Raw genomic sequence first — 24,228 nt, forward strand, 5'->3', positions numbered from 1 at the left:
TCACTCCCCTCCCCCGGCTTCGACCGGCATGGCCTCGACCGGCATGGCTTCGACGCTCGCCGACCGCGTCTCCACGTGCTCGATCAGCGCCTCCACGGACGCCCGCGTCCGGTTCAGGAAGGGGCCCGGCCACACGCCGATGAGCAGGATGAGCGCGAGCAGCGGCGCGAGGATCAGCCGCTCCCGGCGGTTCACGTCGGTGAGCGCGCGGTTCTCCTCGCGGTCGAGCCGGTTGAAGAGGACCCGCTGCACCATGGGCAGCATGTAGCAGGCCGCGAAGATCACGCCCGTCGTCGCGATCGCGGCGATCCACGGGTGCGTCCGGAACGTCCCCACGAGGATGAGGAACTCGCCCACGAAGCCGTTCGTCCCCGGCAGCCCGACGGACGACAGCGCGACGACGACGAGCGCGAAGGCGAACACCGGCATCACCTTCGCGATGCCGCCGAAGTCCGCGATCTGCCGCGAGTGGCGCCGCTCGTACAGCATCCCGATGAGGAGGAAGAGCGCCCCCGTGGAGATCCCGTGGTTCACCATCTGCAGGATGCCGCCCTCGATTCCCTGCGTCGTGAGCCCGAACACGCCGAGCACGACGAAGCCGAGGTGGGCGACCGACGTGTAGGCGATGAGCTTCTTCGCGTCCGGCTGCACCGCCGCCACCCAGGCCGCGTACAGGATCCCGATCAGCCCCAGCACGAGCATCGCGTTCACGACCACGGGGTCCGTCGCCGCGGCCGGGAAGAACGGGAGGCCGAAGCGCAGGAACCCGTACACGCCCATCTTGAGCAGCACCCCCGCCAGGATCACCGAGCCCGCCGTCGGCGCCTCCACGTGCGCGTCCGGCAGCCAGGTGTGGAACGGGAACAGCGGCACCTTGATCGCGAACGCGAGCGCGAACCCGCCGAAGAGCCACAGTTGCGCGCGCCGCGCGAGTTCGAGCGACACGAGGTCCTCGTAGGCGAAGCTCCACGCCCCCGAGCCGTCCTGGAAGATCCAGGCCAGGGTCACGATCGCGACCAGCATCAGGAGCGAGCCCACCGCCGTGTAGAGGAAGAACTTCACGGCGGAATAGATCCGGCGCTTCCCGCCCCAGACCCCGATGAGGAAGTACATCGGGATCAGCATGATCTCCCAGAACACGTAGAACAGGAAGAGATCGAGCGCGACGAAGACGCCGATCATCCCCGTCGTGAGGAAGAGGAGCATCGCGTAGAAGGCGCGCTCGCGGGTCCGGATGTGGGCGAACGACCCCGCCACCGCCAGCGGCATCGTGAACGTCGTGAGCAGGATCATGAGGATGGAGATCCCGTCCAGGCCCACCGCGTACGAGATCCCCCACGCCTCGATCCACGGGATGGAGACGAGATTCTGGAATCCGGGCTCCGCCGTGTCGAAGGTCCAGAAGAGCGGCAGCGAGAGCGCGAACAGGACGAGCGTCGTCGCGAGGGCGACGGTCTTCGCGCGCGCCTCCGGCGCCACGAGGCAGGCCGCCCCGCCGATGAGGGGGAGGACCACGAGCGCGGTCAGGATCCAGTGCCCCTCGTAGAAGGCCGTCACGAGAGCACCCCGAGGACGAGGAGGGCCCCGAGCATGAAGGCGACGAGGTAGGTCGTCACGCGGCCCGTCTGGAGCTGTCCCCCGGCCCAGCCGAGGAGGCGGGCGGCGCGCCCCGCGCCGTTCACGGCGCCGTCGATGAGCCCCGCGTCCACGATCCGCCAGCAGGCGCGCCACAGGGCGAGCGAGGGGCGGACGATCGCGCGGTCGTACAGTTCATCCACGTACCACTTGTCGTGCAGCACGCGGGCGAACCCGGTCGGCGCCACGGCCTCCGCCTCCGTCGGCACCGGCTTCGGCGACAGGACCCGGACGGTCCCGACGACGGCCGCGATCGCGATCGCCGCGGAGATCACCGCCCACAGCGCCTCGCCGCCCCCGACGGGCGACCGGTATTCCGGGGCGAAGCCGTGCGCCTCCTTGACGGCGATCGCCGGCGCGAACACCGGCTCCAGCCAGTGGTGCAGCCACTCGACGGTCGGGAGCAGCGGCAGCGCCTCGGGGATGTTCGCCCACCCGCCCACGACCGAGAGGACCGCGAGAACCGCGAGCGGCGCCCACATGACGGCGGGCACCTCGTGCAGCTTCCGCCCGGCCTCCGCGGCGCCCTCGTGGCCGAAGGTCCGGTTCCCTCCGTGGAAGGTCATCACCATGAGCCGGGCCATGTACACCGCCGTGAGCAGCGCCGTGGCCAGCGCCACGCCCCACAGGATCGGGTACCCGTACGCCCCGGAGTACCAGATGATCTCGTCCTTCGAGAAGAACCCGGCCAGCGGCGGCACGCCCGCGATCGCGAGCGTCGCGACCCACATGAAGACGAACGTGCGGGGCATGAACTTCCGCAGCCCGCCGTGGTTCCGCATGTCGTTCGGGTCGCCGTGCCCGTCCCCCCCGTCCCCGTGCGCCCACGCGTGGTGCACGGCGTGGATCACGGCCCCGGCGCCGAGGAAGAGGAGCGCCTTGAAGAAGGCGTGCGTCATGAGGTGGAAGACGCCGGCCGTGAACGCCCCGATCCCGACGGCGAGGAACATGTAGCCGAGCTGCGAGATCGTGGAGTACGCGAGCACCTTCTTGATGTCGTACTGCCGGATCGCGATCGAGGCCGCGAACAGCGCCGTCCCCGCCCCGACCGCGGCCACCACGCCCTGGGACACCGGCGAGAGCGCGAACAGGACGCTGGTGCGCGCGATGAGATAGACCCCCGCCGTGACCATCGTCGCCGCGTGAATGAGCGCCGAGACCGGCGTCGGACCCGCCATCGCGTCCGGGAGCCAGGTGTGGAGCGGGATCTGGGCCGACTTCCCCGTGCAGCCGAGGAAGAGGAGGAGCGTGATGCCGGTGACGAGCGCGCCGCCGTACGCGAGCGTCCCGTCCGCCGCCGCGAGGACGGGAATGAAGTCCAGCGTCCCGAAGGCGACGAAGATGAGGAACATGGCGACGAGGAAACCCGCGTCGCCGATGCGGTTCATGATGAACGCCTTCTTCCCGGCGTTCGCGTAGTCCCGGTTCTCGTACCAGAAGCCGATGAGCAGGTACGAGCACAGCCCCACGCCCTCCCAGCCCACGAACATGAGCGGGAAGCTGGCTCCGAGGACGAGGACGAGCATGAAGAAGACGAACAGGTTGAGATACGAGAAGTAGCGCGAATAGCCGGGATCGTCGCGCATGTAGCCGACGGAATAGATGTGGATCAGGCTCCCGACCCCGGTGACGATCATGCACATCAGCATCGAGAGCTGGTCGAACTGGAGGTCGACCCCGATGCGGAGATCCCCGGACACGATCCAGTTCCACAGGCTGACGACTTCCGCGCCGTGCAGGTCCGCGCCGCTCATCGCGATGAAGTTCACGAGGACGACGGCGAAGCTCCCGAGCAGCGCGGCGGGCCCGACGATCGTCGGGATGCGCTTGTCGTCGCGCCACAGGAAGGCCCCCGCCCCGTTCACCGCCGCTCCGAGCAGCGGGAGGGCGAGGATGAGCCACGGGAGCACGGGCTGGAAGCTCACCACTTCAGGAGCCGGAAGCGGTCGAGGTCCACGACTTCATAGTGCCGGAAGATCGCGATGATGATCGCGAGCCCCACGGCGGCCTCCGCCGCGGCCACGGCCATGACGAAGAAGACGAAGATCTGGCCCTCGATCCCGTGCATGCGCGCGAAGGCGACGAGCGACAGGTTCGCGGCGTTCAGCATGAGTTCTATGCACATGAACACGATGATCGCGTTGCGCCGCAGCAGGACCCCGATGACGCCGATCGAGAACAGGATCGCGCTCACGAAGAGGGCGATGAGCCCGTTGAGGCCGAGCGCGGCCGCCATGCCCGCCTCGTTCACGTCCGCTCCCTGCGGGCGAGCAGGATCGTCCCCACGATGGACACGAGCAGGAGGACGCCGGTGACCTCGAGCACGATCGTGTACTCCGTGAACAGCGGCCGGGCCACGACGCCGACGACGCCCTGCTCCGCCGCCGCCTCGCGCAGCGCGCTGCCCGCGATCTCGACGACCGGCCGGGCGTCCGTGCCGCCCACGAAGAGGCGCGTGAGGACGCCGAGGAAGGCGATGGAGATCGAGCCGCCGATGAGCCCTCCCACCGGCCCCCGCAGGTCGCGCCAGTCCGCGTGCCCCAGGTTCAGGAGCATGAGGACGAAGAGGAACAGGACCATGATGGCCCCGCCGTACAGGATCACGTTGATCGCCGCGATGTAGTGCGCGTCCAGCATGAGGAACATGCCCGACGTGGCGAAGAACACGCCCACCAGGAAGATCACGGCGGACACGGGATTCCGGCGCGTGACCATGATCACCGCGCCCAGAATCGCGCCCGCCGCGAAGGCCTGGAAGAGGAAATCCTGGATCATCGGGCCATCACTGCGACGCCGGGTCCTGCGGATCCCACAGCGCCGTCACGGGGTGCTCCTGCTCGACGAGGCGCTCGAGGTCGTACACCCAGCGCTCGCGCGAGTACTCCGCGTTCTCGTAGTGCACGCCCAGGTGGATCGCCTCCACCGGGCACACCTCCTGGCAGTAGCCGCAGAAGATGCAGCGGAACTCGTCGATCTCGTAGATCGCCGCGTAGCGCTCCCCGTTCTCGTCCTCCGCCGGCACGAGCTTGATGCAGTTCACGGGGCACACGGTCGGGCACAGGCCGCAGGCCACGCACTTCGCCCGTCCGTCCTCGTGCACCGCCATGCGGTGCGTTCCGCGCGTCCGCGGCGCGAGTTCCCACTTCTCGTCCGGGTACTGCTGCGTCTTCTTGTTCGGGCTCAGGAGGTGCCGCATCGTGATCGACATCCCCTTCGCCGCCGCCCGCACGTACGAACTCTCGGCCCGCGGCCGCTCCACGACCTTCACGTCTCCAGGCATCCTACCCTCCCTGGCCCGCGGCTTCGCCGCCGGCCGACTTCGCCCCCTTCGCCCCGCCGCGGATCAGCGTCCCCCGGTCCATGGCGAAGAAGAGCACCCCCGCGAGCGCAAGGTTCACGAGGAAGAGAACGAACGCGTACCACCCGCCGGCCGGGATCCCGACCGCCTCGATGCCGAGGATGACGAAGGCGATGACGAGGATGTAGACCGTCACCGCTTCGAGCATGAACTTCCAGCCCAGATCCATGAGCTGGTCGTAGCGGAAGCGCGGCAGCGTCCACCGAATCCACACGAAGACGAGCACGAGCAGCGACGTCTTCACGCCGAAGGCGCCGAGCGTGAGCAGCGTCTTCCACCACGTCGGCTCCCCGATCACCGTCCCATCGGAGAGGACGCGGATGTTGTCCCCCTGCCAGAACGGGATGTCCCATCCGCCGAGGAAGAAGACCGTGACGAGCGCGGCGACCGTGATCACGTGCGCGAACTCGCCGATCATGAACATCGAGAACTTCATCGCCGAATATTCCGTGTGGTATCCGGTGATGAGCTCGGCCTCCGCTTCGGGCATGTCGAAGGGAAGGCGGTTCGTCTCCGCGAGCCCCGAGACGAAGAAGAAGAAGAGGCCGACGAGGAGCGGAAACACGAACCACGTCGCGTAGGTCGCGGGCCCCGCGGTGAACGTCTGCTGCATGGAGACGATCTCGGGGGCGCGCACATCTCCCGGTGAGGAGGATGAGGGGGACGAGGCTGAGCGCGAGCGCCACTTCGTAGCTCACCATCTGCGCGGAGCCGCGCAGGCCGCCGAGCAGCGAGTACTTCGACCCGGAGGCCCAGCCGCCCATCGCGACGCCGTACACGCCGATCGAGCCGATCGCGAGCACGTAGAGGAAACCGATCGGCACGTCCGCCACGATCATCTCCACGAGTCCCCACTGCGTGGGCAGGGGTGAGGCGAACGGGATCACGGCGAACAGGATCGTGGCCGGCAGGATCGCGAGTACGGGCGCGAGGAGGAAGAAGGGCCGGACCGCCTGCTCCGGCATCGTCTCTTCCTTGAGGAGGTTCTTGAGCCCGTCGGCGATGACCTGGAGGAGTCCCCACGGGCCGACGCGGTTGGGGCCGCTCCGGTCCTGCATGAAGCCGCACACCTTGCGCTCGAAGATCGTGGCGAACATGACCGCGAGCATCAGCACCGAGAAGAAGATCACGACCTTCCCCACGGTGGCGAGGACGAAGGCGCCGCCCGTGACCGCGTTCACCGGCCTACCTCCGCGCCCTTGAGCCCGATCCCGTCCCACGTCAGGCCCGCGAAGGCCGGAGCTTCCGCCGCCATCCGCTCGAACGCGGTGCGCACCTCGTTGACGGCCTCGCCGTCTCCCAGGCGGGCGAGCACGCGACTCAGCACCATCCAGCCCGGGCGGGCCAGACCCGGCGGCCGCAGCGCCTGGTGGAAGCGCTGCACGCGGCCCTCGAAGTTCGTGAACGTGCCGTCCATCTCCGCGAAGGTCGCGATCGGGAGCACCGCATCCGCGTTGCGCGCCGCGCCGGGCAGCCGCGTGCCGATGTAGAGGAAGAAGCCGGCCGAGGCGCCGAAGTCCTCAGGGGCCCCCTCGAGGAGGTCATCGAGCACGACGAGCGCCCGGCCCGCCGAGCCGCCGCCCGCCGAGCCGTTCGCCGCGGCGCCGTTCCGGAGCGCGTCCACGCGGCGCCCGCCGAAGATCCCGGCGCCCGCGACGTTCGCGGCGCGATCCGCCCGCAGCTTCAGCGTCGGCACCGTGGGCAATTCGGCGGTCTCGCCCTGCTCGACCTGGAAGGTGGCATCCGCGACCGCGAGCCGGTCCAGGAGCCGCCGGACGTAGAACAGATTCTCGTTCGAGGCGTCCGGGGACACGACCGCGCTTCCTCCCGGCGAGCCGAGCGCGGCGATCTTCTCCGCCACCCAGTCGAGCGCCGTCGCCCAGTCGACCGGCCGGAGGTCGCCGCGGTCGCCATCGCCGCCCCCGTCGCGGATGAGGGGGACCTCGGCGCGCACGCCGCGGTTCGTCATCACGAGGTGATTGCGCCCGTAGTCGCACATCCACCAGGAGTTGACCGCCGCATTGTGCCGCGGCTTCACGCGCACGATCTGGTTCTCCTTCGTGTCGATCGTGACGTTGCAGCCGGTCGGACACCCCGGGCACACGCTCGCCGTCGCGTCCATGTCCCAGGACCGCGCCTTGAACACGAAGTCCTCGTGCACGAGCGCGCCCACCGGGCACACGTCGACGATGTTCCCCTGGAAGGGGTTGTCGAGTTCGCGCCCGGGGAAGGTGTCGATGTAGGCCTTGTCGCCGCGCTGGGCGACGATGAGCGAATCGTCCTCGGCGACGTCGCGCATGAAGCGGACGCAGCGCGTGCAGATGACGCAGCGGTCCGCGAAGTAGAGGATGTCGTCGGAGATGCGGTCCCGCCCCATGATCCGCTTGGGCTCGTCGACCCGGCTCTCGAGCTGGTTCGTGACGTAGGCGTAGTCCTGGAGCATGCACTGCCCCGCGGCGTCGCAGATCGGGCAGTCGAGCGGGTGGTTGACGAGCAGGAACTCGATGACCGACTGGCGGGCGGTGCGCGCCGTGTCGCTCGCCGTGTTCACGACCATGTCGTCGGCCGCCTGCAGCGTGCACGAGGGCTCGAGCTTGGGGCGTCCCTCGACCTCCACGAGACACATGCGGCACTGCGCCGGCCGGGAGGGGATCCCCGGATGGTAGCAGTAGCGCGGCACGACGACGCCCACGTGTTCCGCCGCCTCGATGACGCGGGTGCCGCTCGGGACCGTGACCTCGACCCCGTCGATCGTGAGCGTGACCGTCGCCTTCGCGCCGTTCTCAGCCATGCCTCACCCCGCCGCGACCAGAGAAGGCTTCATCAGCGCCTCGTAGTCGGCGCGGAACTTGTCGAGCGAGGACTCGAGCGGGAACACGACGCTGTCCGCGAGCACGCAGATCGTGCGTCCCGTCATCTGCTCGCACAGCTCGTACAGCGTGTCGATGTCGCTCGGGCGGCCATCGCCCGCCTCGATGCGCTGCAGGATGCGGACGACCCACGACGTGCCCTCGCGGCACTGCACGCACTGGCCGCACGACTCGTGCGCGTAGAACTGCGCGATCCGCCGCATGGCCGCGACGATGTCGGTGTCCTCGTCCATCACGATCGGCGAGGCGGTGCCGAGGGCGCTGCCCGCCTCCGCGAGCCCCTCGTACGTCGTCGCGCAGTCCAGTTCGTCTCCGCTCAGGAACGCCGTGGACGACCCGCCCGGGATCACGGCCTTCACCGGCTTGCCCGAGGGCGTGCCGCCGCAGGCGTCGAAGATGATGTCGCTCAGCGGAAGCCCGAGCGCGAACTCGTAGTTGCCGGGGCGCACGAGGTGGCCCGAGCAGCTCCACAGTTTGGTGCCGGGCGACTGCTCGCTCCCCCACTGCCGGTACCAGTCCGCGCCGTTCTCGAGGATCATGGGGACCGCCGCGAGCGTCTCGACGTTGTTCACCGTCGTCGGCATCCCGAACGCTCCGGCCTGCGCCGGGAAGGGCGGCTTGGCCCAGGGTTCCGCGCGGTTCCCCATGAGCGAGTTCATGAGGCCGGTCTCCTCGCCGGCGATGTACGCCCCTGCCCCGGCGTGGATCGTCACGTCGCAGGACCACGACGAGCCCAGGATTCCCTCCCCCGCGAGACCGGCTTCGTACGCCTCGACGACCGCGGCGTTCAGCACCTGCGTTTCCTCGAAGAACTCGCCCCGCACGTAGATGTAGGCGTGCTCGGCCCCGATCGCGCGCGACGCGATGAGGCAGCCCTCAATGAGGAGGTGCGGCGTCCAGCGGATGACCTCGCGATCCTTGAAGGCGCCCGGCTCGGACTCGTCCGCGTTGCAGCACAGGTAGTGCGGCTTGCCGTCGTCCTTCGGCATGAAGCTCCACTTGAGCCCCGTCGGGAAGCCGGCGCCGCCGCGCCCGCGGAGGCCGGAGTCCTTCACGACCTCGGTGATCTCGGCGGGCGACATGTCGAGGGACCGCCGGAGCGCCTCGTAGCCGCCCCGGGCGCGCCAGCCGTCGAGCGTGCGCGCCTCGGCCTCGCCCTGGTGGCGCGACAGCCGCGTCGTGACCTCGAGGTCGCTCCGGTGGGGAAAGCTCATGCGCCGTCCCCCGCCTCCGACCCGCCGTCGCGTGATCCGCGCAGGCCGGCCACGATCTCGGGCACGCGCTCCGGCGTCACGTCCTCGAGGTAGCGGTCGTTGACCTGCACGACGGTCGCGAAGCCGCACGCGCCGAGACATTCCGCCTCGATCACGGTGAACTCCCCATCCTCGGAGATCTCGCCCTCCCGCGTCCCCGTCTCGGCGAGGAAGCCGCGCAGCACCTCCTCGGCCCGGTTCAGGTGGCAGGAGATGTTCGTGCACACCTGGACGAAGTGACGTCCGACCGGGTGCTTGTTGTACATCGTGTAGAAGGTCGCGATCGAGTGGACGTAGGCCGGGGTCAGGTCCAGCGCCTCGGCGACCTCGACCATGTCCGCGGGCTCGATCCACCCCTTCACCGACTGCACGAAGCCGAGCATGGGGAGGAGCGCGGCCTGCTTCGTCGGATAGCGGGAAAGGGCCGCCTCGAGCCGGTGCTTCCCCTCCTCCGTCGCGAAGATGGGACCGTCGAACGTCTCCCTCGCCGTCAACTGGAAGGGCTGCGCGCCGACGACCGCGGGGTGGATGCGCCGGCTCACCGGTCGATCTCTCCGAGCACGACGTCGAGCGAGGCGTTGATCGCGACGACATCCGCGACGAGTTCGTCCTTCACGAGTTCCGGGAGCGACGCGATGTTGATGAACGACGGGCCGCGGAAACGGCAGCGCACGGGCTTCGTGCCGCCGTCGGAGATGATCCCGAACCCCAGTTCCCCCTTCGAGCTTTCGATGGAGTACCACGTCTCGCCGGCCGGCACGCGGACGCCCTCCATCACGAGCTTGAAGTGCGAGATCATGGTGTCGATCGACCCCATCGCCTCGCCCTTCGGGGGGAGGACGATCCGGTAGTCGTCGATGTTGATCGGGCCGCCGGGGAGCCCGTCCAGCGCCTGCTCGATGATGCGGACGCTCTGCCGCATCTCCTCCACCCGCACGAGATAGCGGTCGTAGACGTCGCCCTCGGTCCCCACGGGCACGTCGAAGTCGTACTCCTCGTAGCCGAGGTAGGGGCGCGCCTTCCGCACGTCGTAGGCCACGCCGCTGGCGCGCAGCGTGGGCCCCGTGACGCCGTAGCTCACCGCCTTCTCCGCGGATAGCACGCCGATGTCCATGGTGCGACCCTGCCAGATCGCGTTGCGTGACAGGAGCCGCTCGACCTCGTCCAGCGTCTCCGGGAAGGTCGCCGCGAAGTCCCGCGCCGCCGCCGTCCAGCCCACGGGCAGGTCCGCCATCATCCCGCCGACGCGCGTGACGGAGGTCGTGATCCGGCCCCCCGTGTACGCCTCGTGCAGGTTGTAGATCCGCTCGCGCTCCTGGAAGGTGTAGAGGAAGACGGAGAAGGCGCCGATATCGATCGCCGTCGTGCCCAGCCACAGGAGGTGACCGAGGATGCGGTTCAACTCGCCGAGGATGACGCGGACGACGCGGCACCGCTCCGTGATCTCGACGTCGAGGAGCGCTTCGACCGCTCCGGCGAAGCCGATGTTGTAGAGCATCGGCGCGAGGTAGTCCATGCGGTCCGTGTAGGGGACGCACTGGTTCCACTCGCGGTATTCGCACGTCTTCTCGAAGCCCGTGTGCAGGTATCCGATGTGGGGGGAGCAGCGCACGATGCGCTCCCCGTCGAGCTGCAGCACGAGCCGGAGGACGCCGTGCGTGGCCGGGTGCTGCGGCCCCATGTTGATGAGGATGGGCTCGCCCTCGAGCGCGTCCTCGGGCTTCTCCTCCGGGCTCACGTCGCGGATGCCGCCCGGCGCACCCCCCTCCGCCGCGCCCTCCGACGGATCCCGCACCTCTCCCTCCTCGGTGACGGCGTAGCCCGCCAGCTCCAGCTCCTCGACGGCGTACATGTCGATGAGGTCGCGGGAGAGCGCGCGGCTCACCTGCGCGGAGCGGCTGAAGCGGCCGCGGAGCGGGAAGTCCTTCCGGAGCGGGAACCCCTCCTCGTAGTTCTCCGGCATGAGGATGCGGCGCAGGTCCGGATGGCCGCGGAAGCTCACGCCGTACATGTCCCACACCTCGCGTTCGAGCCAGTCCGCGGCGAGCCACTGGTCGGTGACGCTGTCCAGTTCGAGGTCGTGCATCGGCACTTCGCACGCGACTCGGAGCTGGCGGCCGTGCGCCATGGACCAGAGCTGGTACCACACCTGGATCGGGGCCCCGATCCCCGCGTGCGCCCCCATGAGGTCCGCGAGCAGATCGTACGCCTGGTCGGGCGTCTCACGGAGGAAGCGGAGCGCCTCGGCGTTGATGGCGGGATCGATCCACACGACGGGATAGCCGACTGCGTCGCTCTCCACGCGCCTGACGCCCTCCCCGAAGCGTTCGCGAAGGGCGCGGACCGAGGGATGGCTCGCCGCTTCCCCGTCGAGGGACGAGCCCCGCACCATGCGCGGAGGCGCGGTCGTCGTTGCGGTCGTCAACGGCGGAGCGCTCCGCTCAATCCCGGTGTTCCAGGCGGCGTTCGCGCCGGTCGCGGGAGCGCGCCAGCGCGGAGGTCGGGCCGAGCCCGCTCATCCGGTTCTGGTTCGTCGAGTTGCCGAACGGCTGGGCCACGAGTTCGATCGTTTCCGGGGGCAGGTTCGGGCGTCCGACCGCCTCCGGCGCCTCGTCCCGCGCCCGGGGATCGGCCAGCGACTCTCCCTTGATCTTCTCCTGGATCATGAGGAGTCCGTAGATGAGCCCTTCCGGCCGTGGCGGGCAGCCCGGGACGTAGACGTCGACCGGCACGATCGTGTCGATGCCCTGGACGATCGTGTAGTTGTCGAACATCCCGCCGGAACTCGCGCACGCGCCCATCGACACGCACCACTTGGGCTGCGGCATCTGGTCCCACACCCGGCGCAGGACCGGGGCCAGCTTGTAGGTGACCCGGCCGGCGACGATCATCAGGTCCGCCTGCCGCGGGCTGAACGACATGCGCTCCATCCCGAAGCGGCCGATGTCGTACTTGCTCGCGGCGGAGGCCATCATCTCGATCGCGCAGCAGGCGGTCCCGAACGGCATGGGCCACAGCGAGTTGCGGCGCGCCCAGTTGATGACGTAGTCGAGCTTCGTCGTCATCCAGTTGTGCGGGATGCCGGTGTCGAGTTCGCCGGGGTTGGCGTCCGGGTGCGCGCCGGGCGGAAGCGTATCGAGGGTTCTCATCGTGTCTGCCCGCCCGGTCCCGGGTTCAGTCCCATTCGAGGGCCCCCTTCTTCCACGCGTACACGAGTCCGACGCCGAGCACGGAGAGGAACGCCGTGATCTCCACGAACCCGACCATCCCCAGCTCCCGGAAGATCGCGGCCCACGGAATGAGGAAGAGCGTCTCGATATCGAGGACGATGAAGAGCATCGCCACGATGTAGAAATTGACCGAGAACCGCTCCCGCGTCGTCCCGAGCGGGGGAATCCCCGACTCGTACGGGCTCGCCTTCACCGGAGTCGGTCGCCGGGAGCCCACGAAATGCGATACGCCCATCATCGCGGCCGCGTTCAGCACGCCGACCAACGCGAGGATCAGGATGCCGAGATATGGGTCGAGCAAGGGGGTTCGCTCCTCTCGTGCGAGCTTGTGAATTTCTTCACTTTCCCGCGCCGCGAAGGTATCGCGGAGGGGTATGAGCGGCAAGCGGTATTTGGCCTCGGAAAGCAGAGGGAGCGAGTGAGTCGAAAGCGGCCTGTGGTGCGGAATGTGACGATCGGCGACGGCACCGTGCGCGTGACCGTTCTGGGCGCGGGGCGCCCCGTCCTCTTCCTGCACGGGATCAGCGCCCACGGGCGGGCGTGGCGGCCCGTCGCCGAACGCTTCGCCGAGGCACATCAGGGGTGGGAATGCTGGCTTCTCGACCTGCCTGGCCGGGGCGCCTCGGACGCGCGGGCGGAACTCTCCTACACGCTGGATGACGAGGTGCGCCGGGTTCGCGCGGTGGTGCGGGCGCTGTCGCCGGACGGCCCCCGGCCGCGACTCGTCGCGGGACACTCGCAGGGGGCGGCCATCGCGCTCGCACTCGCGGAGGCGGAACCGGACATCGGCGGCCTCCTGCTCTCGAACCCGGTCACGCCGGAAATCCGGAGTCCGGCCATCCTGCGGCTGCTGCGGTCATCCGCGGTGCGGCGGGGGGTCGGAAGCCTCCTCGCGCCGCTTCACGCGCCGCTGGGGCACCTGGTCCTGAAGCGGGCGTGCGGCCCCGCCTTCCGGGCCCCCTCGGAGCTGGTCGCCGCCTACGCGCGGCCGTGGGCGAGCCCGGCGCGCGCCCGCACGCTCCTGCGCATCCTCGCCGACTGGCATCCGGCGGAACTCGAGGATCGCATGCCCCGCCGCCCCGTCGCCGCCCACGTCGTGACGGGCGCCCACGACCCGAGGATCCCCGTCGAAGCGGCGAGGCGCCTGGCCGCCCGCCTCGACTGCGGCTTCACCCTGTCCCCCGACGGCGGCCATGTCCTGACCGAACAACACCCCCGCCTCCTGACCCGCCTCCTCGCCGAACTCGCCACCGGGTTCACGCCATAGTCCCCTCGCCGAGGAGTCAGAGCTTCGGCGGGGTGACTCCGGTCTGGCCCTGGTACTTTCCGGCCTTGTCCGCGTAGCTGACCTCGCAGACCTCGTCGGACTCGAAGAAGAGGACCTGGGCGATCCCCTCGTTCGCGTACACGCGGGCCGGGAGCGGCGTCGTGTTCGAGATCTCGAGCGTCACGTGCCCCTCCCACTCCGGTTCGAAGGGCGTGACGTTCACGATGAGGCCGCAGCGCGCGTAGGTGCTCTTCCCCACGCAGATCGTGAGGATGTTGCGCGGAATCCGGAAGTACTCGATCGAGCGCGCGAGGGCGAAGGAGTTCGGGGGGATGATGCAGACGTCGCCCGAGTACTCGAGGAAGGAGCGCTCGTCGAACTTCTTGGGGTCGACGACCGGGAAGAGCGCGTTGTGGAAGATCCGGAATTCGTCGGCGACCCGCATGTCGTAGCCGTAGCTGCTGACGCCGTAGGAGATGACGCCGTCGCGCACCTGGCGGTCGGCGAAGGGTTCGATCATCCCCTGCTCGCGCGCCATGCGCCGACCCTTCGCGGGCGTGTGCTCGCCACGCGCGATGGCCATGGTGCGGGCCTTCATCTGATCGTAGCCGGCGATCCCGATCCAGCCGTCACTCTTGATCGCCATCGGACCTCTCGGTTGGGGGCACGGCCGCTCGCGGCCCAACTTCTATCGAGTGAACCTACGCGCACGTCAAGGGGGCGCGGAGCGGAGCGGGTGCGTCAGGGGTGGGTGAGGGCGAGCCAGGCCGCCCAGATCCAGGCGGCGATGAGGGCGGCGCCGCCGATGGGCGTGATCGCGCCGAGCCAGCCGATTCCGGACAGGGCGAGGGCGTAGAGCGTGCCGCTGAACACCGCGATGCCACACAGCATGAGCAGGCCGGGACAGTGCCACGCCGCATCCGGCCAGCGGGCCGCCGCGAGGCCGAGGAGGATGAGCCCCAGGGCGTGCAGCATGTGGTAGCGGGCCGCCGTGTCGAAGATCGCGAGGGCATCGGCCGAGAGGCGGCCTTCGAGCGAGTGCGCGCCGAACGCTCCGGCGGCGACTCCGAGGCCCGCCAGCAGGCACCCGGCCGCGAGGAGTTTGCGGTGCGGGGAAGCGGCGCCGGTCAAGCGAAGACGGTCAGTCGAACATCGGGGCCGCGCCCGCGCCCGCCCTCCGCGCCGCCTCCCCGGCGATCGTCTCCATGACCCGGTCCCAGCGCTCCGGACTGATCTCGGCCAGCGTGGCTTCGAGGAGGGCCGCCAGTTCGGCCCCTTCCTCGCGCCGCATGGGGGAATCGCCGTCTTCGAGTTCGAGCCGCCTGCGCAGGTCGGTCGCCCGTTCGAGCAGATCCCTGTGCCGGAGTCGTTCCTCGTAGTTCGTCATCCGCCGACCTGACTCAGGGCGGCGAGCCCGCCGCTGCCGGCCGCCGTTCCCAGTTCCAGGTAGTGGCGCTTCGGCTTCCCGGCGAGCGCCTCCGCCACCGCACCCTCGATGCGGCCCGTCTCGCGCAGCGGACCCTTCAGGTCGACCTCGTGGTCGCCGAACAGGCAGGTCCGCAGCTTCCCGTCGGCGGTCAGCCGCATGCGGTTGCAGCGTTCGCAGTAGTTGTGGGAGAGGGGCGTGATCGCGCCCACGGTTCCGGCGCCGCCCGGGAAGCGGTAGTACACGGCGGGCCCGTTCCCCCGCGGCCCCGGGTCCGGCAGGAGGTCCTCGATCGAGCGGATCTTCTCGAGCACCTCATCGGTCGAGATGAACCGGTCGGTGAGGTGCAGGTTCTCCCCCACCGGCATGAGTTCGATGAAGCGTACGTGCCACGGCCGCTCCCGCGTGATCTCGGCGAAGTCGACGACCTCGTGGTCGTTGAGGCCCCGCATGATGACGCAGTTGATCTTGATCGGAGCGAAGCCCGCCTCCTCGGCGGCCCGGAGGCCTTCCATCGTCTCGTCGAAGCGCCGCGCCGGCCGCCGGGCGATCTCCTCGAACCCGTCCCGGTCGAGCGTGTCCAGGCTGACGTTCACCCGCGCGACCCCCGCTTCCCGGAGGGCCGTCGCGAAACGCGGCAGGAGGATGGCGTTCGTGGAGAGGGAGATGTCGTCGATGCCGGGGACCGCGGCGATCATGCGCACGAGGTCCGGCAGATCCTTGCGGACGAGCGGCTCGCCGCCCGTGATCCGGACCCGTTCCAGCCCGAGCGCGGCCATCTGGCGCACGATCTCGGCGATCTCCTCGTACGCGAGCATTTCGGGCTTGGGGATCCAGGCGAGCCCCTCCTCCGGCATGCAGTACGTGCAGCGCAGGTTGCAGCGGTCCGTGACCGAGATCCGAAGGTACCGGATTCGGCGGCCGAATTGATCTTTCATGAGCGGTGAGTGTGCGGGGACCCCGCGCAGCCGTGGCGGCCGCGCGGAATCCCCGCCGGCGGACTGCTAGCCGATGACCGTGACGCCTTCCTGCATCATCATGTTGTCGTCGTCGTCGCCACAATCTCCGGCAAACGAGACCGTCGCGATCATCGCGACGACCAGCAGGTTGCGGACCATCTTAAACATGGCGTCCTCCTCGATTTGGGCGCCCGGGCCCGAGGCCGGCTGCCTCGAAGTCCGTCGGACGGCCCCTGACCAGACCTCCCTACTCGAACCGCGCGCCGCCGGCCGGGGCTTCCGCCTCCATGGCCGGGGCTCCCACCCAGTGGGACTCGCCGTCCTCGTAGTGCTCGTGCTTCCAGATCGGCAGTCTGACCTTGATCGTTTCGATAATCCACCGCGACGCCCGGTAGCCGTCGTCGCGGTGGGCCGACGTGACCGCGATCGCCACGCTGACCTCACCCAGCCCGAGATCGCCCACGCGGTGGGCCGCGGCGACGGAGCCCACGTCGAACCGCTCCAGCGCCTCGTGGCAGATGGCCGACAGCTCCCGCTCCGCCATCTCTCCGTACGCGTCGTACGCGAGGCGCGACACCGCGCGACCGCGGTTCGTGCGGCGAACCCGCCCCTGAAAAAAGAGCAGCGCGCCGTCCTCCACGGATCCGATCTCCCGTACAATATCCTCGAATTGCGCGAAGTCGTCCAGACTTTCGCGGGTGATCCATGTCCGCACGCGGCCGTTTGCCGCCTTCGACATCGGCTCAGCCCCCCGCAACAGGGGGGATGAGCGCGACCTCGTCTCCGTCGGACAGGGTCGTGCCGGCCTCCGCGTAACTCTGGTTGACGGCGACGACGACCCTCTCCGGGAGCCAGTCGAGCCCGCCCGGTCCGCGCAGGGTCTCGACGAGGTCGCCCACGGTGCTGTCCGCCGCGAGTTCCGCCGATCCCTCCCTGCGCGCGGCGAGTTCGCCGTACACGCCGAAGAAGAGCGTGCGCACCGAGATCCGGTCCATCAGGAGCGCCTGTTCATGCGCGCGCGTTCGCGAGCGCGAGGTGGGCGAGGAGCCTGGGCACGATCCCCTCTTCGCGCAGCGTCGTCACCCGGATCCGCGTCCCGTCGGACCCGGCGGGATCCGGGAAGGCGGCAACCGAGAGGTTGCCCCTGAAGGTGCAGAACGCAATGTGCGTGTCGCTCTCGGTGTCGACCCAGGCATCGACCATCCGGTCGTCCCCGAGAAAGAAGTCTCGCGTGGCGGCCAGCACGTCCGCCGGGGCCAGCGCGCTTCCGGTCTCTGTCGTCATGGACTCTCCCCGCATACCATCCAGCAGCCGAAAGATAGGGGCCCCGCAGCCCTCTCTCAAATCCGACCCACCCCTTCGACAAGAGCGCCCGAACGTGCCCGCAACGCAGTTTTCCCCGAACGTCGCCCGGCTCGAGGCATCGGCCACGCTGGTGCTGGCCGCCCGCGCCCGGAAGCTGAGGGCGGCGGGAGTTCCGGTCGTGGACCTCTCGGCCGGCGAGCCGCAGTACCCCGCCCCGCCCTTCGCGGCCCACGCGGGCATTCGGGCCGTGGAGGAGGGGAAGACGGGATATCCCCCCACCTCCGGCCTGCCCGAACTGCGCGAGGCGATCGCGCGCTATCTCCGCGAGACGACGGAGGCCGAGGCCGTGGATCCGGACTCCGTGATCGTGAGCGCGGGCGTGAAGCAGTCGCTGTTCAACTGCTGCTATGCCCTCTTCGGCGCTGGCGAGGAGGTGCTGGTGCCCTCCCCCTTCTGGCCGAGCTACACAACGATCGTCCGGCTCGCGGGGGCGGAGCCGGTCATCGTGGAGACGACGTGGGAAGGCGGGTTCGTGCCGGCCGTCGAGGACCTCGAGGCGGCCCGCACGACGCGGACGCGGGGGCTCATGCTCAACAGCCCGGGAAACCCGACCGGGGCCGTCATCCCGCCCGGCCTGCTGCGCGAGATCATGGCGTGGGCGGAGCGGCACGGGATCTGGGTGCTCTCCGACGAGATCTACCGGCGGCTCGCCTACGGGGCTCCGTCTCCGTCCGTGTTCGACATTGCGGAGCGCGGGGAGAGGACGATCCTGCTCGACGGCGTCTCGAAGGCGTTCTGCATGCCGGGGTTCCGGATCGGGTATGCCGTGGGGCCGCGGGAGGTCGTCCGGAAGATGGCGGACCTGCAGGGACAGACGACCTCCGGGGCGGTCGGCCCCTCCCAGTACGCCGCCGCGGCCGCGCTCGGCGAGAGCGCTCCCCGCGAGGCGTTCGTCTCGGAACTCCTGTCCAGGCTCTCCGGACTCAGGGAACTCGGGCTGTCGAGATTCGCGGAGATGGACGGGATCGAGGCGTTCGCGCCGGACGGCGCGCTGTACTTCTACGGACGGCTCACCGACCGCGGCGCCACGTCGCTGGACGTCGCCGAGCGGCTGCTCGCCGATGCGAAGGTCGCGTGCATGCCCGGAGAACCGTTCGGCTCTCCGGGGCACCTGCGCTTCAACTTCGCGGTGGAGCGGGACGTCCTGGAGGAGGGACTGGAGCGGATCGCCGGCTTCTTCGGCTGACCCGCCCGCATTACCTCACTCTCTGCTAGTCCCCGAGGCTCGACGCCACCTCGTCGCGCAGCAGACGCGAGGGCTTGAAGACGGGCACCTTCCTCGGCGGCACGCGGACGGGATCTCCCGTGCGCGGATTGCGCGCCATGCGGGTCCGGCGTTCCCGGACCTTGAACGTGCCGAAGCCGCGAATCTCGATGTGGTTGCCTTGTACGACGGCGCCCTTGACGGCGTTCAGAAACGCGTTGACCACCGCGGCGCAGTCCCGCTTCGTCACGCCGGGGCCGATGGCCTCGTGGACCTGTTCGATGAGATCCGCCTTCGTCATCTCCCTCTCCTCCGAGCGTTGTGCAACCGTTCAAGAATGGTTCTCCGCTCCGGGATGGGAGCGGCTTATCTCAGTTCAAAGAGGAGTCTCGGCGCGCTTGGGCGCAGGGGCGCCAGCGATCCGATCCACGCTCGCGCATCGCCCAGGCTCAGCCCGCCGATCAGGTCCCACAGGCCGACCCTCGGTTCGCGCGGCCGCACGACTCTCGGATCCGCGCCCAGACCCGCCATCCGGCCTGCGAGGTCGATCGTCTCGGGCAGGGTCATCAGGCCGTCGACGAGTCCCAGTTCGTTCGCCTGCCGGCCCGTGAACACCCGGCCGTCCGCCAACCCGCGAACGGTCTCCCGATCGAGATCCCGGTTGTCGGACACCACCTCGACGAACTGCTCGTGGACGTCGCTCACAAGTTCCTCGAGGATCTCGCGGTCCTCGGGAGAAAGGGAGCGCCCGTAGCCGCCCAGATCCTTGTGCTCCGCGCTCGCCACGACTTCCCAGTCGACGCCGACCTTGCGGAACAACTCCTCTGCGTTGGGGAATTCCATGATGACGCCGATGGATCCCGTCATCGTGCCGGGCAGCGCGTACACGCTGTCGGCCCCGACCGCGGCGTAGTATCCGCCGGAGGCTCCCACATCGCCCATCCAGGCGAGGACGGGCCGGTCGTCGTCGTCCCGCAGATCGCGAATGGCTTCGAAGATGCTCTGCGAGGCCCCGACGGTGCCGCCCGGGGACTCGATCTCGATCACGAAGGCGCGCACGCCGGGGTCTTCGCGAAAGCCGTCGAGCGTCCGGGTGAAGGCCGCTTCGTCCGTGATCACGCCCCGCAGCGGGACGACCGCCACGCGCCCGCCGGCGAGAAACGACGTATTCCCTACCGTCCACCAGATGGAGAGGATCGCGCCCACGCCGAAGATGCCCAGGAGCGCGAGGAGGGCGATCACCGTGTTCCGCTTGTCGTAGGTCACGTCGCGCGACGGTCCATGAGTGTGGGTCCGTGGCTGGAGGCCCGACGCAACCTAGACCACACGTCGTCAACGTTCAACGGACCGCGCACGGTCAACCCGGGGCGGAGCTTCCGTGATTCCGCATCGTCTCGACGAAGCGGTTGAACAGATACCGGCTGTCGTGGGGTCCCGGGGCCGACTCGGGATGGTACTGCACCGCGAATACCGGCCGCTCCCGGTGGACCAGCCCTTCCACCGTGCCGTCGTTCAGATTCCGGTGCGTGATCTCGAGATCGTCGCCGCCCTCGATCCGTCCGTCCTTTTCGAGTACCGAGAAGCCGTGGTTCTGCGAGGTGATCTCCACGGCGCCCGTGGCATGGTTGATCACGGGGTGATTCCCGCCGCGGTGCCCGTAGGGCAGCTTGTAGTTCGTGCCCCCGAAGGCGCGCGCTATGAGCTGGTGTCCGAGGCAGATGCCGAACAGCGGGACCCCGGCGTCGCTCAGCGTGCGGATGCGCTCGACGGCGCCCGGCACCGCCTCCGGATCGCCGGGCCCGTTCGAGACGAAGACCCCGTCCGGGCGGGCGGAGAGCAGCGCCTCGGCGTCCGTGTCGCACGGGACGACGCGCACGCGGTATCCCTCGCGACGGAAGAGGTCGAGGCTTCGCGTCTTTACCCCATAGTCGAGGCAAAGCACGAGGCCGCGCTCGGCCACCCCGTCGAGGGGGCCGAGTTCGTACGGTTCGGGCGTCGAGACGGCGGTCGCGAGGTCGCGGCCGGACATCTCCGGCTCGGCGGCCAGCCGCTCGGCGGCCTGTTGCGGCGACACCCCATCGTGCGCCATGACCGCCCGCATCGCGCCCGCATCCCGGATATGGCGCGTCAGCGCGCGCGTGTCCGCGCCGACCAGCGTCGGAATCCCGTGCGAGGCGAGGTACTCGGGCAGCGTGGAATCGGCCGGCCCGGACCCGATCTCGTGCGAAAGGTGCCTCACGACGAAGCCCGCGACCCAGGGCCGCCGCGATTGAACGTCGGGATCGCGGATGCCGTAGACCCCCTGCATGGGCGCGGTCATGACGACGATCTGCGCGGCAAAGGAAGGATCGGTGAGCACCTCGTGATACCCCGTCATCACCGTCGTGAAGACGGCTTCGCCGGCGGTCTCGGTCTCGGGGCCCACGTAGGCGCCGCCGAAACGGCGGCCATCTTCGAGCAGGAGGTATCCGGGGCGTGCTTGCGTCTCGCTCAAGTGGCGCGTCCAATGTGGCGGTTGAAGGTGCGGGGACCCGGGCAGCGGCCCGCGGCCCGCGTGCCGGGCGAACCCAAGCCGCGGGAGGCGCGTTGACCACCGACTCCGGACCCGGGCGGGAGAGCGGGACCGACGCTCCGCTCGTTCATATCTTCGCCGACGAGTCCTGCCTCGGCAACCAGTTCGAGAATCGCCGGAATCCGGGGGCGGCCGCCGGTCTCATCGAACGGTTCGACGAGCGCGGCGGCTGGTATCGGCGGGACTTCGCCCACTTCGATCCGGACACGACGAACAACCGGATGGCGATCGTCTCCGGCATCGTCGGGCTGGGCGCCCTGCGGCGGGCGTGCCGCGTCGTCTTTACGAGCGACAGCCAGTATCTCGTCCGAGGAATGAAGGAGTGGGTGCACGGCTGGGCCCGCCGCGGCTGGCGCCGGAAGGGCGGGCCGATCGAGAACCTCGATCTGTGGCGGGAACTCGTGCGGGCCGCCGCGCGGCACCGCGTGGAGTGGCGCTGGACCCGGGGACACGCCGACGACGTGAAGAACGCCTACGCGGACCACCTGGCGGTGACGGCGGCGCGGGAGCGGCGCGGCATCGACGGACTCGTCCCATCCGGGTTCGAGAGCTGGCTCGCCGAAGCGCAGGAGAAGGAGCGGTACGTCGAGTTTCTGGATCTGCCGAGCGACGCTTTCGCCGAGGATCCTCGCCCGCCCGACTAGGAGCCGGGGTCCTCTTCCTCGCCTTCCTCCGACCCGGGTGCGGCGGCTTCATCGGAGGGGGCTGCGCCTTCTCCGAGGTCGGGCGACACCTCCAGGAGCGAAGCGGGCGCTTCGGGGAGGCTCTGCTGGCCGGGAAGTCCCTGACGCAGGATCGATTCGGGGGCCGCGTCCGGACGGGCGGAGAGCACCGTCAGCACGAGGGCGAGGAAGAGGAAACTCCCCCCGCCGTACCAGCTCGCCTTCGTCAGCGCGTTGGCCGCCTGGCGTCCTCCCATGAAGGAATCCGTGGAGGACGAGGCCCCGCCAAAGGAGGCGGCGAGCCCGCCGCCCTTCGCGGACTGGAGGAGGATCATCACGCACAGCACGAGTGCGATCAGCGAAATCAATACGATCAGGAACGGGAACATCGTCTACCTGCCATTGGTTGGATCGGGCCGTAAAACTAGAGCCGCCGGCAAGATGGGGCCAGTTTTTCCGGTTATCTGCCCGCCGCGCAGATCGCGGCCCAGCTGTCGGGATCGAGGCTCGCGCCGCCCACGAGCACGCCGTCCACCCCGGGGGCGGCCAGGAGCGCTTCGATGTTGGCCGGCTTGACGCTCCCTCCGTACAGGATCGCGGCGCGCTCCGCGTCGCATCCTTCCGCCCGCGCCAGTTGGTCCCGGACGATGGCGTGCGCCTCCTCGGCGTCGGCCGGGCTCGCCGTCCGTCCGGTGCCGATCGCCCACACGGGTTCGTAGGCGTAGACGAGACGGGCCCGGCCGTCGGGGTCGAGGGGGCGGAGGGCTTCCCGGATCTGCGTTTCCAGCACCGTCGCGAGCCGTCCGGCCTCCCGCTCCTCGAGCGTCTCGCCCACGCACAGGACGGGACGGAGTCCGGCCTCCAGCAGGCGGACCAGCTTGCGCCCCACGTCCGCGTCGGTATCGCCGAACTCCCGCCGGCGTTCCGAGTGGCCGGCCAGCCCCCAGGTGGCGCCGGTCGCCGGGACCATGGCGGCCGAGATGCCGCTGGTGTGGGCGCCCTCCACCTCCGTGTGCACGTCCTGCACGCCGAACTCGAGGTCCGGACGCCCGGAGGCCGCGGCGGCGAAGGCCGCCAGGCTGATGGCGGGAGGAAACACAATGACCGTCGCATCGCCGCGCGGCCGATGGCGCCCGGCGAACCGTTCCACGAACGCCCCGGTCTCGGCCGGGCCATGGCTCATCTTCCAGTTCGCGGCGAACACGGGGGTGTGCGGCTGACTCACGAACGCCTCCTTTCGGTGAGGGCGTCGAGGCCGGGTAGACGGCCGCTCGACAGGTACTCGAGGGCCGCTCCGCCCCCGGTGCAGACGTGCGACACGCGGTCGGAAAGCCCGGCGCGGCGGATGGCCGCGGCGGAGTCGCCGCCCCCGATGACGGTGAACCCGCCCGCCGCCGTCGCCTCCGCTGCGGCCTCCGCGATGGCGAACGTGCCCGCCGCGAACCGAGGGTCTTCGAACAGCCCCATGGGACCGTTCCAGAAGAAGGCGGCGCACCCCCGCAACGCCTCGGCGTAGCGGGCGCGAGACTCGGGTCCGATGTCCAGGGCGGCCATCTCCGGCCCGATCGCGTCGACCCCGACGCCCTCGACACTCTCCCCGTCCCCGTTCGACCGGTCGAGGACCATCACGTCCGTGGGCAGCCGGATCCGCTCCCCTCCCGCGGCCAGGATCGAGCGGGCGAGATCCAGCGCCGCCTCCTCGACGAGCGAGGCTCCGGTCTCGGCCCCCTGCGCGCGGAGGAACGTGTTCGCCATGGCGCCGCCCACGAGGATGAGGTCGGCGCGTTCCAGGAAGCGGCGCAGGAGTTCGATCTTGTCGCCGATCTTGGCCCCTCCGAAGGCGACGACGAACGGCCGGCGCGGCTGCTCGAGCGCGCCCAGCGCCTCCAGTTCGCGCTCGACGAGCAAGCCCGCCACGGAAGGACTCAGGAGGGCCGGCACGCCCGTCGTCGAGGCGTGCGCGCGGTGCAGCGTGCCGAACGCGTCGTTGACGAAGAAGTCGCCGAGCCGGGCGAGACGGCCGGCGAGCGCCGCGTCGTTCTCCGTCTCCCCGGGCAGGAAACGCGTGTTCTCCACGAGGAGCACCTGTCCGGCCTTCAGCCCGCGGCTGGCGCGGAGCGCGTCCTCGCCGTCGCACGGCGCGGAGAAGAGGACTCCGGTCCCGAGGAGGCCGGCGAGCGCGGAGGCCACGGGCGACAGCGAGAGCGCGGGGTCCGGCCGCCCCCCCGGCCGGCCGAGGTGCGAGAGCAGCACCGGCCGGGCCTCCCGCCGCAGCAACCACCGGAGGGTCGGCAGCGACGCCTCAATGCGCGTCGCATCGGCGACCCGCCCGGCGTCGAGCGGCACGTTGTAGTCCACCCGCACGAGCCCCCGCTTCCCGGCCAGGTCGGCCGGGAGGTCGCGCAGCGCTCTGGTCACGAGGGGACC

The 24,228-nt window shown here is 69.8% G+C and carries 29 protein-coding genes and 2 pseudogenes; 3 read left to right on the forward strand and 28 right to left on the reverse strand.

What is annotated here, in order from left to right; translation table 11 throughout:
- From ACOGI9_RS05910 to ACOGI9_RS05975, 14 genes and pseudogenes are all read right to left on the reverse strand, one after another.
- Positions 1 to 1,557, reverse strand: a complete 1,557-nt coding sequence (locus ACOGI9_RS05910) for a complex I subunit 4 family protein (RefSeq protein ID WP_419858946.1) — start codon at positions 1,555 to 1,557, stop codon at positions 1 to 3.
- A complete protein-coding gene (nuoL, locus tag ACOGI9_RS05915; RefSeq protein WP_419858947.1) occupies positions 1,554 to 3,560 on the reverse strand; it encodes an NADH-quinone oxidoreductase subunit L in 2,007 nt (668 codons plus the stop codon). The genes ACOGI9_RS05910 and nuoL overlap by 4 nt, the downstream gene beginning before the upstream one ends.
- Positions 3,557 to 3,871 (reverse strand): NADH-quinone oxidoreductase subunit NuoK, encoded by a 315-nt coding sequence (nuoK, locus tag ACOGI9_RS05920; RefSeq protein WP_310759068.1) that lies wholly within the window; start codon positions 3,869 to 3,871, stop codon positions 3,557 to 3,559. Before nuoK ends, nuoL begins: the two co-directional genes overlap by 4 nt.
- Before the next feature lie 11 nt (positions 3,872 to 3,882).
- Positions 3,883 to 4,410, reverse strand: a complete 528-nt coding sequence (locus tag ACOGI9_RS05925; RefSeq protein WP_419858948.1) for an NADH-quinone oxidoreductase subunit J — start codon at positions 4,408 to 4,410, stop codon at positions 3,883 to 3,885.
- A 7-nt stretch (positions 4,411 to 4,417) separates the two neighbouring features.
- Entirely contained in the window at positions 4,418 to 4,915 is a 498-nt protein-coding gene (locus tag ACOGI9_RS05930) for an NADH-quinone oxidoreductase subunit I (protein WP_310778497.1), read from the reverse strand.
- A 1-nt stretch (position 4,916) separates the two neighbouring features.
- Positions 4,917 to 5,630, reverse strand: a complete 714-nt coding sequence (locus ACOGI9_RS05935) for a complex I subunit 1/NuoH family protein (RefSeq protein WP_419858949.1) — start codon at positions 5,628 to 5,630, stop codon at positions 4,917 to 4,919.
- Between the two features lie 58 nt (positions 5,631 to 5,688).
- Positions 5,689 to 6,102, reverse strand: a pseudogene (locus ACOGI9_RS05940) (complex I subunit 1/NuoH family protein); the annotation flags it as partial.
- Positions 6,103 to 6,170: 68 nt separating this feature from the next.
- Entirely contained in the window at positions 6,171 to 7,784 is a 1,614-nt protein-coding gene (locus ACOGI9_RS05945) for a molybdopterin-dependent oxidoreductase (RefSeq protein WP_419858950.1), read from the reverse strand.
- A 3-nt stretch (positions 7,785 to 7,787) separates the two neighbouring features.
- Positions 7,788 to 9,077: an NADH-quinone oxidoreductase subunit NuoF gene (gene nuoF / locus ACOGI9_RS05950; RefSeq protein WP_419858951.1), complete on the reverse strand. Its 1,290-nt coding sequence runs from the start codon at positions 9,075 to 9,077 to the stop codon at positions 7,788 to 7,790.
- The gene (nuoE, locus tag ACOGI9_RS05955) at positions 9,074 to 9,658 is read right to left on the reverse strand and encodes an NADH-quinone oxidoreductase subunit NuoE (protein WP_419858952.1); all 585 of its coding nucleotides are present in this window, start codon (positions 9,656 to 9,658) and stop codon (positions 9,074 to 9,076) included. The genes nuoF and nuoE overlap by 4 nt, the downstream gene beginning before the upstream one ends.
- Positions 9,655 to 10,797, reverse strand: a complete 1,143-nt coding sequence (gene nuoD, locus ACOGI9_RS05960) for an NADH dehydrogenase (quinone) subunit D (RefSeq protein WP_419859246.1) — start codon at positions 10,795 to 10,797, stop codon at positions 9,655 to 9,657. Before nuoD ends, nuoE begins: the two co-directional genes overlap by 4 nt.
- Positions 10,798 to 11,031: 234 nt before the next feature.
- Positions 11,032 to 11,508 (reverse strand): annotated as a pseudogene (locus ACOGI9_RS05965) (NADH-quinone oxidoreductase subunit C); the annotation flags it as partial.
- Between the two features lie 49 nt (positions 11,509 to 11,557).
- The gene (locus ACOGI9_RS05970; protein ID WP_419858953.1) at positions 11,558 to 12,265 is read right to left on the reverse strand and encodes an NADH-quinone oxidoreductase subunit B; all 708 of its coding nucleotides are present in this window, start codon (positions 12,263 to 12,265) and stop codon (positions 11,558 to 11,560) included.
- A gap of 25 nt (positions 12,266 to 12,290) precedes the next feature.
- Complete coding sequence (locus ACOGI9_RS05975; RefSeq protein WP_419858954.1) at positions 12,291 to 12,647, reverse strand: NADH-quinone oxidoreductase subunit A; 357 nt, start codon at positions 12,645 to 12,647, stop codon at positions 12,291 to 12,293.
- Between the two features lie 117 nt (positions 12,648 to 12,764).
- Between ACOGI9_RS05975 and ACOGI9_RS05980 the strand changes: the two genes are divergently transcribed.
- Complete coding sequence (locus tag ACOGI9_RS05980; protein WP_419858955.1) at positions 12,765 to 13,613, forward strand: alpha/beta fold hydrolase; 849 nt, start codon at positions 12,765 to 12,767, stop codon at positions 13,611 to 13,613.
- A 16-nt stretch (positions 13,614 to 13,629) separates the two neighbouring features.
- Here ACOGI9_RS05980 and dcd read toward each other — a convergent pair whose 3' ends face one another.
- The 8 genes from dcd to ACOGI9_RS06020 form a co-directional block, all read right to left on the reverse strand.
- The gene (gene dcd, locus ACOGI9_RS05985; protein WP_419858956.1) at positions 13,630 to 14,259 is read right to left on the reverse strand and encodes a dCTP deaminase; all 630 of its coding nucleotides are present in this window, start codon (positions 14,257 to 14,259) and stop codon (positions 13,630 to 13,632) included.
- Between the two features lie 95 nt (positions 14,260 to 14,354).
- Positions 14,355 to 14,744, reverse strand: a complete 390-nt coding sequence (locus ACOGI9_RS05990) for a DUF423 domain-containing protein (protein ID WP_419858957.1) — start codon at positions 14,742 to 14,744, stop codon at positions 14,355 to 14,357.
- Positions 14,745 to 14,754: 10 nt separating this feature from the next.
- Positions 14,755 to 15,000 carry a hypothetical protein gene (locus tag ACOGI9_RS05995; RefSeq protein WP_419858958.1) on the reverse strand — a complete coding sequence of 82 codons (246 nt, stop codon included), beginning with the start codon at positions 14,998 to 15,000 and terminating at the stop codon, positions 14,755 to 14,757.
- Entirely contained in the window at positions 14,997 to 15,977 is a 981-nt protein-coding gene (gene moaA / locus ACOGI9_RS06000) for a GTP 3',8-cyclase MoaA (protein ID WP_419858959.1), read from the reverse strand. The genes ACOGI9_RS05995 and moaA overlap by 4 nt, the downstream gene beginning before the upstream one ends.
- Positions 15,978 to 16,043: 66 nt before the next feature.
- Entirely contained in the window at positions 16,044 to 16,166 is a 123-nt protein-coding gene (locus ACOGI9_RS06005; RefSeq protein ID WP_419858960.1) for a hypothetical protein, read from the reverse strand.
- Positions 16,167 to 16,245: 79 nt separating this feature from the next.
- Positions 16,246 to 16,713 carry a molybdenum cofactor biosynthesis protein MoaE gene (locus ACOGI9_RS06010; protein ID WP_419858961.1) on the reverse strand — a complete coding sequence of 156 codons (468 nt, stop codon included), beginning with the start codon at positions 16,711 to 16,713 and terminating at the stop codon, positions 16,246 to 16,248.
- A gap of 28 nt (positions 16,714 to 16,741) precedes the next feature.
- Complete coding sequence (locus ACOGI9_RS06015) at positions 16,742 to 16,993, reverse strand: MoaD/ThiS family protein (RefSeq protein ID WP_419858962.1); 252 nt, start codon at positions 16,991 to 16,993, stop codon at positions 16,742 to 16,744.
- 13 nt (positions 16,994 to 17,006) lie between these two features.
- Positions 17,007 to 17,282 carry a hypothetical protein gene (locus ACOGI9_RS06020; protein WP_419858963.1) on the reverse strand — a complete coding sequence of 92 codons (276 nt, stop codon included), beginning with the start codon at positions 17,280 to 17,282 and terminating at the stop codon, positions 17,007 to 17,009.
- A 94-nt stretch (positions 17,283 to 17,376) separates the two neighbouring features.
- Between ACOGI9_RS06020 and ACOGI9_RS06025 the strand changes: the two genes are divergently transcribed.
- Positions 17,377 to 18,549 (forward strand): aminotransferase class I/II-fold pyridoxal phosphate-dependent enzyme, encoded by a 1,173-nt coding sequence (locus ACOGI9_RS06025; protein ID WP_419858964.1) that lies wholly within the window; start codon positions 17,377 to 17,379, stop codon positions 18,547 to 18,549.
- A gap of 25 nt (positions 18,550 to 18,574) precedes the next feature.
- Here ACOGI9_RS06025 and ACOGI9_RS06030 read toward each other — a convergent pair whose 3' ends face one another.
- The 3 genes from ACOGI9_RS06030 to carA all read right to left on the reverse strand — a co-directional run bounded on the left by ACOGI9_RS06030 (position 18,575) and on the right by carA (position 21,061).
- A complete protein-coding gene (locus ACOGI9_RS06030) occupies positions 18,575 to 18,868 on the reverse strand; it encodes an HU family DNA-binding protein (RefSeq protein ID WP_310778540.1) in 294 nt (97 codons plus the stop codon).
- A 65-nt stretch (positions 18,869 to 18,933) separates the two neighbouring features.
- Positions 18,934 to 19,833 carry a signal peptide peptidase SppA gene (gene sppA, locus ACOGI9_RS06035; RefSeq protein ID WP_419858965.1) on the reverse strand — a complete coding sequence of 300 codons (900 nt, stop codon included), beginning with the start codon at positions 19,831 to 19,833 and terminating at the stop codon, positions 18,934 to 18,936.
- 91 nt (positions 19,834 to 19,924) lie between these two features.
- Positions 19,925 to 21,061, reverse strand: a complete 1,137-nt coding sequence (gene carA / locus ACOGI9_RS06040) for a glutamine-hydrolyzing carbamoyl-phosphate synthase small subunit (RefSeq protein ID WP_419858966.1) — start codon at positions 21,059 to 21,061, stop codon at positions 19,925 to 19,927.
- Positions 21,062 to 21,153: 92 nt separating this feature from the next.
- On the opposite strand from carA, the gene ACOGI9_RS06045 reads away from it, so the two are divergent.
- Entirely contained in the window at positions 21,154 to 21,783 is a 630-nt protein-coding gene (locus ACOGI9_RS06045; RefSeq protein WP_419858967.1) for a ribonuclease H family protein, read from the forward strand.
- Here the strand turns inward: ACOGI9_RS06045 and secG are convergent.
- The 3 genes from secG to ACOGI9_RS06060 all read right to left on the reverse strand — a co-directional run bounded on the left by secG (position 21,780) and on the right by ACOGI9_RS06060 (position 24,219).
- Positions 21,780 to 22,190 carry a preprotein translocase subunit SecG gene (gene secG / locus ACOGI9_RS06050; protein ID WP_419858968.1) on the reverse strand — a complete coding sequence of 137 codons (411 nt, stop codon included), beginning with the start codon at positions 22,188 to 22,190 and terminating at the stop codon, positions 21,780 to 21,782. The genes ACOGI9_RS06045 and secG overlap by 4 nt on opposite strands.
- A 71-nt stretch (positions 22,191 to 22,261) precedes the next feature.
- The gene (gene tpiA, locus ACOGI9_RS06055; RefSeq protein WP_419858969.1) at positions 22,262 to 23,026 is read right to left on the reverse strand and encodes a triose-phosphate isomerase; all 765 of its coding nucleotides are present in this window, start codon (positions 23,024 to 23,026) and stop codon (positions 22,262 to 22,264) included.
- Positions 23,023 to 24,219, reverse strand: a complete 1,197-nt coding sequence (locus ACOGI9_RS06060; protein WP_419858970.1) for a phosphoglycerate kinase — start codon at positions 24,217 to 24,219, stop codon at positions 23,023 to 23,025. Before ACOGI9_RS06060 ends, tpiA begins: the two co-directional genes overlap by 4 nt.
- Positions 24,220 to 24,228: the final 9 nt, after the last annotated feature.

Origin of the sequence: Candidatus Palauibacter irciniicola, assembly GCF_965208695.1 — a bacterium.
GTDB lineage: Bacteria > Gemmatimonadota > Gemmatimonadetes > Palauibacterales > Palauibacteraceae > Palauibacter > Palauibacter irciniicola.